This window comes from Nonomuraea sp. NPDC003201, from assembly GCF_053590415.1.
In genome coordinates, this window is record NZ_JBSFTC010000433.1 from 1 (window position 1) to 7279 (window position 7279).

General features: G+C 72.1%; 7 protein-coding genes and 1 pseudogene. 3 read left to right on the forward strand and 5 right to left on the reverse strand.

The window, feature by feature from the left end:
• The 4 genes from ACWDX9_RS56840 to ACWDX9_RS56855 form a co-directional block, all read right to left on the reverse strand.
• Positions 1-304: PadR family transcriptional regulator (locus tag ACWDX9_RS56840; protein ID WP_449971357.1), on the reverse strand; the 304-nt coding region annotated here is incomplete at its 3' end.
• Between the two features lie 66 nt (positions 305-370).
• Positions 371-1042, reverse strand: a complete 672-nt coding sequence (locus tag ACWDX9_RS56845; RefSeq protein ID WP_364240324.1) for a pentapeptide repeat-containing protein — start codon at positions 1040-1042, stop codon at positions 371-373.
• 4 nt (positions 1043-1046) lie between these two features.
• Positions 1047-2558, reverse strand: coding sequence for a glycoside hydrolase family 3 protein (locus tag ACWDX9_RS56850; RefSeq protein WP_449971360.1), 1512 nt, complete (start codon positions 2556-2558; stop codon positions 1047-1049).
• Between the two features lie 65 nt (positions 2559-2623).
• A complete protein-coding gene (locus ACWDX9_RS56855; protein ID WP_449971363.1) occupies positions 2624-3781 on the reverse strand; it encodes an acetyl-CoA C-acetyltransferase in 1158 nt (385 codons plus the stop codon).
• Positions 3782-3881: 100 nt separating this feature from the next.
• On the opposite strand from ACWDX9_RS56855, the gene ACWDX9_RS56860 reads away from it, so the two are divergent.
• Positions 3882-4547, forward strand: coding sequence for a TetR/AcrR family transcriptional regulator (locus tag ACWDX9_RS56860; protein ID WP_449895452.1), 666 nt, complete (start codon positions 3882-3884; stop codon positions 4545-4547).
• Complete coding sequence (locus ACWDX9_RS56865; protein ID WP_364240329.1) at positions 4544-5224, forward strand: DNA alkylation repair protein; 681 nt, start codon at positions 4544-4546, stop codon at positions 5222-5224. The genes ACWDX9_RS56860 and ACWDX9_RS56865 overlap by 4 nt, the downstream gene beginning before the upstream one ends.
• Before the next feature lie 9 nt (positions 5225-5233).
• Here ACWDX9_RS56865 and ACWDX9_RS56870 read toward each other — a convergent pair whose 3' ends face one another.
• Positions 5234-6073, reverse strand: a complete 840-nt coding sequence (locus ACWDX9_RS56870) for a LysR family transcriptional regulator (protein ID WP_449971366.1) — start codon at positions 6071-6073, stop codon at positions 5234-5236.
• A gap of 85 nt (positions 6074-6158) precedes the next feature.
• Here ACWDX9_RS56870 and ACWDX9_RS56875 point away from each other — a divergent pair.
• Positions 6159-7279: pseudogene (locus ACWDX9_RS56875) on the forward strand (5-methyltetrahydropteroyltriglutamate--homocysteine S-methyltransferase); the annotation flags it as partial.

A 7279-nucleotide genomic window follows, 5' to 3' on the forward strand; every position in this document is an offset into this window, starting at 1 on the left:
GGCGGATTGCGTGGCGTTGATCGCCAGCCGGGTGGTCGTGGTGGCCAGGAACGCGAAGCCTGGCCGCGCCGTCGCCGGTGAGCCGGTAGTAGCGGCGCACCCGCCCGTCCACGATCTCCTCCCGGTCGGCCTCGATGAGGCCCTCCGCCTGGAGGCGGTCGAAGGCGGCGTACAGGGTGCCGGCGCGCAGGCGGACCTGGCCGTCGGAGATGCGCTCCACGTCGGTGATGACGCCGTACCCGTGCTGCGGCCCGGCCGCCAGCGCGGTCAGGATCAGGAACGTGGGCTCCTGCATGGATTTCATATGATCAATATATATCGATGATCTGACTATCGGCAGCCGGATGAGCGACGAGCGGAGCGCCCGGGGCTAGAGCACGGTGATGCCGCGGGCGGCCAGGATGGCGTTGGCCTGGGTCTGGTTGATGATCGCGCCCGCGAACGCCCGCAGCTTCGCGTCGTCCGGCTCGCCCAGGTCCGCGCCGCGCAGATCGGCCTTGTTGAACTTGGTCTGGAGCAGGCGCGACCCGATGAACCGGCAGTCGCTGAACGTGGCCTCCGTGAAGTCGCACCCCGACAGATCGGCGTCGTCGAAGCGGACCCCCTCGATGACCTCCGCGCGCAGGGAGCACCCGCCGAGGTTGGCCAGGGTCAGGTTGGAGCGGGCGACCTTGAAGCCGGTGCCGCGCGAGCCCGTCAGCGCGGCGCCGATCATGCGGCACCCCGTGAACGAGACGTCCGTGAGGAGCGCGCCGCCGAACTGCGCCGAGGACAGGTCCACGTCGGTGAACGTCACGTCGATGAGGTCGGCGTCGTTGAAGCGGGTCCGCATCCCGCCCCCGCCCGTGAACGAGGCCCCGTCGAGGTCGGCCTTGCGGAAGTCGGTCTGGTCCAGCACGCACGACTCGAACCTGGCCCCCGCCAGCGGGGCGCCCCACAGGTCGGTCTCCGTCAGATCGCACTCGCGGAAGACATGTGTCTCGTCCGCCGGGAGCCGATCGGCCAGCGCCTTGCGGGAAAGATCCTCGCCGTCGAAGTTCACGGGATCAGAGCCTACCGGTGAGCACCTCCGCCGCCGCCTGCCCGCAGACCCGGGCGGAGCCGTACGTGGCGATGTGCACGGCGCCCAGGTCCGAGCGCTCGGGCAGCCCCATCTCCACCACCACGGCGTCGGGCCGGGCGCTGAGCAGGTGCCGCAGCGCCTGCTCCTGCCAGGCGTGCCGGTGCACGTCCCGGACCACGATCACCAGGGGCCGTCCGGCGGCCTCCCCGAGCAGGCGCTCCAGCGCCGAACCCGTCGAGTCCCCCACCTCCAGCCGGGTCACCACGGTGCCCGGCAGCAGGCGGGCCAGCGGCTGCCCGACGCCCCACGGCGTGTTCCTGTCGATGGCCAGGTTCATCACGGGGGCCAGCTCCACCACGGACGCGGCCGAGGTCAGCGGCAGCACGGGGGCGGTGGACCGGCGGGTGATCCGGATCGCCCGGCGCGCGGCGGCCAGGCCCACGGAGCCGTCCACGGAGCCGTCCACGGAGCCGTCCACGGAGCCGTCGCGGGACGCCTGGCTGCCCGAGGAGGCGGCCCACGAGGCCAGCTCGCGGACCCTTCGAGCGGCGTCGGCCAGCCGTTCCTCGGGCAGCAGTCCCTGGGTCACCGCCGTGGCGATCGCGTCGCGGATGCCGGCGGCGGTGGCCTCGTCGGCCCGCTCGCCGCCGACGCAGATCGCGTCGGCCCCGGCGGCGATGGCACGGGCGGAGGCGCCCCCGATCCCGTACGCCCCCGTCACCGCGGCCATCTCGATGCCGTCAGTGATGATCATTCCTTCGAACCCGAGCTCCTCCCGCAGCAGCCCGGTGAGCACCTTCGGGCTGAGCGTGGCGGGCAGCTCGGCGTCGTACGAGGGCACGAGGAGGTGGCCGGTCATGACGGCCTTGACGCCCTCCTTGATCGCCTCCCGGAAAGGGAGCAGCGCGTCCTCGATCCCGTCGGCCACCACGGGCACGCCGTGATGCGAGTCGACCGAGGTGTCCCCGTGCCCGGGGAAGTGCTTGGCGCACGCGGCCACGCCCGCCGACTGCAGGCCGCGCACGAACGCCCTGGTGTGCCGGGAGACCAGGACCGGGTCCGCGCCGAAGGCCCGCAGGCCGATGACCGGGTTGTCCGGGTTGGAGTTCACGTCGGCCGAGGGGGCGAAGTCGAGCGTGATGCCCGCCGCCGCCAGGTCGCCGCCGAGATCCCTGGCCAGGGCCTCGGTCAGGGCCACGTCGTCCACGACGCCCAGCGCGTACCCTCCGGGGCGGCTGCTCCCCGTGGCCACCTCCAGTCGCGTGACCTCCCCCGACTCCTCGTCGATGCCGACGAGCACCGAGGGGTTCTCCGCGCGCAGCGCGGCGGTCAGCCGGGCCACCTGAGCCGGGTCGGCGATGTTGCGCGAGAACAGCGCCACGGCGGCCAGCCCCTGGCCGAGCCGGCGGCGCAGCCAGTCGGGAGGCGTGTGCCCGGCGAAACCGGGAAAGAGGACGGCGTCGGCAAGGCGAAGCAGGTCACCGCTCAAGGGCATGACCCGAAATCTAATAGGAAAGTTTCCTATTTGCTAGAGTTATTTTCTGACGTCAGCACCTTCTTTCAGGAAGGCAGGCGCTCGATGACGGTGACGTTCGCCTGTCCTCCTCCTTCGCACATGGTCTGCAGGCCGTACCGTCCGCCCGTGCGCTCCAGCTCGTGCAGCAGCTTCACCGCCAGCACGGCGCCGGTCGCGCCGAGCGAGTGGCCGAGCGCGATGGCGCCGCCGTTCGGGTTCACCTTGGCGGGATCCGCGCCGGTCTCCTTGATCCAGGCCAGGACGACCGGCGCGAACGCCTCGTTGATCTCGATCGCGTCGAAGTCGCCGATGGACAGGCCCGTCATGCCGAGGGCGCGGGCGGTGGCCGGGATGGGGGCGGAGAGCATCACGATCGGGTCGGCGCCGCGGGCCGACAGGTGGTGCACGCGGGCGCGCGGGGTCAGGCCGTGCTCCCGTACGGCCCTGGGTGAGGCGACGAGCAGGGCCGCCGCGCCGTCGGAGATCTGGGACGCCAGGGCAGCGGTGAGCCGGCCGCCCTCGACCAGGGGCTTGAGCCCGGCCATCCGCTCGATCGTGGTGTCCCGGCGCGGGCACTCGTCCGTGGTCACGCCCTCGTAGGGGGCGATCTCGCGCACGAAGCGCCCGGCGTCGATGGCGTGCAGGGCCCGGCGGTGCGACTCGTACGCGTACCGCTCCATCTCCTCGCGCGACAGGTCCCAGGTGGCGGCCATCTGCTCGGCCCCCGCGAACTGGGAGACCTCCTGCGTTCCGTACCGCCCGACCCAGCCCTTGGACCCCCCGAACGGCGTCTCGTGGCCGAACGCGCGGCCCGCGAGCATCGCGGCCGAGATGGGGATCATGCTCATGTTCTGCACGCCGCCGGCCACCACCAGGTCGCTCGTGCCGGACAGCACGGCCTGGGCGGCGAAGTGCAGCGCCTGCTGGGACGAGCCGCACTGGCGGTCCACCGTGACGCCGGGCACCTCCTCGGGGAGCCCGGCCGCGAGCCAGCAGGTGCGGGCGACGTCCCCGGCCTGCGGGCCGATCGTGTCCACGCAGCCGAAGATCACGTCGTCGACGGCCGCCGGGTCGGCGTCCGTCCGGCGCATCAGCTCCCTGAGCACGTGCGCGCCGAGATCGGCGGGATGGGCCGCGGCCAGGCCGCCGTTCCTGCGCGCGACGGGGGTGCGGACGGCTCCGACGATGTACGCCTCGTTCACCATCATCGCATCGTAGCAAGCGCTTGGTACGGCACGGAATGCCGCATGAGCTGCACCAGTTAGGTGAACAAGCGATTGTGCGAGGGCTCATAATGGTGTCGTGACCACGCGTAAGAACTCCGGCAGCACGACCACCCCGGCCAAGCGTCAGCGCGCGAGCTCGGGGTCCGCCTCCGAGCGCCGCGACCACCTCGTCAAGCTCGCCGCGGAGCTCTTCGCACGCAAGGGCTTCCAGGCCACGACAGTACGTGAGATAGCCGACGAGGCGGGCATCCTCTCCGGAAGTCTCTACCACCACTTCGACTCCAAGGAGACGATCGTCGACGAGGTGCTCTCCACCTTCCTCGACGACCTCATCGCCCGCTACCGCGCGGCGGTCGACACGAGCGCCGACGCCCGCACGGTGCTGTCGGAGATGGTCCGCATCGGGTTCGGCACGCTGGAGCCGCACCGCGCCGCGATCACCGTCATGCAGAACGACTGGAACTACCTGCGGCAGTTCGAGCGGTTCAACTACCTGGTCAAGGCCGAGGACGAGGTCGAGCAGATCTGGGTGACGCAGATCAAGGCGGGCCAGGCGGCCGGGCTGTTCCGGTCCGACGTCGATCCGAAGCTGACGTACCGCATGATCCGCGACACGATCTGGGTCGCGGTGCGCTGGTTCCGTCCCGGCGGCCGGCTCAACACGGCCGGGCTGGCCGAGCACTACATCACCGTGCTCTTCGACGGCCTCGCCACCGGCGAGCGCACCACGCAAAAGGGATGAGCCTCGGCAAGGCAGTGCGGCTGGCGCTGCAGGAGGCGGCGGAGCCCGGCAAGGCCGAGGCGATGCGCACGTACATGAAGTCGACGATGCCGTTCCTCGGCGTCCAGGCGGTGCGCAGGCGGGCGGCGCTGCGGCGGGTGTTCGCCGAGCACCGGCTGGACACCGCGCCGGAGTGGCGGCGGGCCGTGCTGGCGCTGTGGCGCGAGGCCGAATACCGCGAGGAGCGCTACGCCGCCGTCGAGCTGTCCGGCTACCACCTCTACCGCGACTACCAGACCCTCTACACGGTGCCGATGTACGAGGAGATGATCGTCACCGGGGCCTGGTGGGACCTCGTCGACGAGCTGGCCACCCACCGCGTCGGCGGGCTGCTGACCACCTACCCCGACTCCATGCGGCCGCTCATGCTGGAGTGGGCGCACGACCGCGACCTGTGGAAGCGGCGCACCGCGATCCTCAGCCAGAACCGGTTCAAGGAGCGCACCGACACGGCCCTGCTGTACGCGTGCATCGATCCGAGCCTGTCGGACAACGACTTCTTCGCACGCAAGGCGATCGGCTGGGCGTTACGCGAGTACGCCAAGACCAACCCCGACGAAGTGCTCCGCTACGTCAACGCCAAGGGCATCACGGGCCTGAGCCGCCGCGAGGCGCTGAAGAACCTCCCCCTCACCTAGTCCACCCTGTCACCTGGTCCACAGGGCGTCCTGGACGGCCTGCACCAGAGCCATCAGCTCCGGCGTCACCCGCTCCTTCGACCAGGCCAGCGCGTACGTGATGCGCAGGTCGCCGGCGTCGAGCGGCACGAAGCGCACGTCGTCCCTCCTGATGGTCCTGGCCAGGAGCTGCGGGATCGGCAGCAGCCCGGCGCCCGCGGCCACCAGGTCGAGCGCGGCCGCGAAGTCGTCGTCGGCCGCCATGCGCGAGCGCCCCGGCAGCCCCGGCCACGGGCGGCTGCCCGGCGTGAGCAGCACCTGCCCGCCCAGCTCGCCGGGGGCGACCTTGGTCCTGGAGGCCAGCGGGTGACCCGCGGGCACGGCCAGATGGTCGACCGTCACGTGAAACCTGGCCGCCGTCACGAACTGCGCCGGCGCCGGAGTGGCCAGGATCGCGGCCGAGACCTCGCCGTCCGCCAGCGCCCGCACCGCCGCGCCCCGGCCCGCCGCCCGCAGCTCCACGCCGATCGCCGGAGTGCGACCGGCCAGCCGCCTGACGATCCGCGCCGCCAGCGTCCCGACGAGCGGTGGATAAGCGAGATGAATGGTCGGCCTGGCCAGCCGGGCCGACTCGGCCTCGAAGGCGCCGACCGACTCGATCACCTGCTCCGCGTACGGCAGCAGCGCCTTGCCCTCCGCCGTGAGCCGCACGTCGCGGGCCGTCCGCTCGAAGAGCCTGACCCCGGCGGCGCGCTCGAGCCGGGTGATGGCCTGGCTCATGGCGGGCTGGGACATCCCCAGGTCGGCGGCGGCCCTGGAGAAGCTGAGCCGCTCCGCGACCCTGGCGAAGCAGTGCATCTCCTTGAGCATAAGCAGCACCAATCCATGATGCACGAGCTCCCGAGTGCTCGGCAGGATGCCTGCGATCAGCCGAACGAGATCAAGGGAGCCAGACATGTCCCCATTCCCCAAGTCCACGGTGCTCGGGTATCCGAGGATCGGGCCGCGGCGGGAGCTGAAGCGGGCGCTGGAGTCGTACTGGGACGGGCGGTCGAGCCGGGCGGAGCTCGAGCGGGTGGGGGCCGGGATCAGGGAGCGGACCTGGCGCAGGCTCGCCGAGCTGGGGCTGGAAGGGCTGCCGTCCAACACGTTCTCGCTGTACGACCAGGTGCTGGACACGGCGGTGCTGCTGGGCGCGGTGCCCGCGCGCTACCGCGAGGCCGGCGACCCCTACTTCGCGATGGCCAGGGGCACCGAGGGGCTGGCGCCGCTGCGGATGACGAAGTGGTTCGACACGAACTACCACTACATCGTGCCGGAGATCGGCCCCGACACCGTGTTCAAGCTGGACGCGGCCAAGCCGCTCTCCGAGGTGCGCGAGGCGCGGGCGCTCGGGTACGAGACGCGGCCCGTGGTGGTGGGGCCGGTGACGTTCCTGCTGCTGGGCTCGGCGCTGGACCGGCTGGACGACGTGCTGGCCTGCTACGAGGAGCTGCTGTCCGCGCTGGCCGCCGAGGGGGTCTCGTGGGTCCAGCTCGACGAGCCCGCGCTGGTCGGCGACCGGACCGCCGAAGAGCTGGCCGCCGTGCGCGCCGCCTACTCGCGGCTCGGCTCCCTCACCACCCGGCCCGGGCTCTTCGTGGCCTCCTACTTCGGCGACCTCGGTGAGGCCCTCCCGGTCCTGGCCGAGACCCCGGTGGAGGCCATCGGGATCGACCTCGTCCGCGGCGCCGTCCCCGCGCTCGACCTGACCGGCAAGACCGTGGTGGCGGGCGTGGTGTCCGGGCGCGACGTCTGGCGCACCTCGCCCGGTCGCGCCCTGGCCGCCCTGGGCGCCGTGCGCGCCTCGGAGGTGGTGGTCAGCACGTCGTGCTCGCTGCTGCACGTCCCCTACGACGTGGAGGCCGAGCCGGAGCTGGACCCCGCGCTGAAGGGGCGGCTGGCGTTCGCCGAGCAGAAGGTGGCGGAGGTGGTGGCGCTCGCGCGGTCCCCGCTGCGGGACGCGCCGCACACCGCGCCCTCCGTGGCGCTGCCCGCGCCCGTGGTGCCGGAGGAGCGCAGCCCGTACGCGGTGCG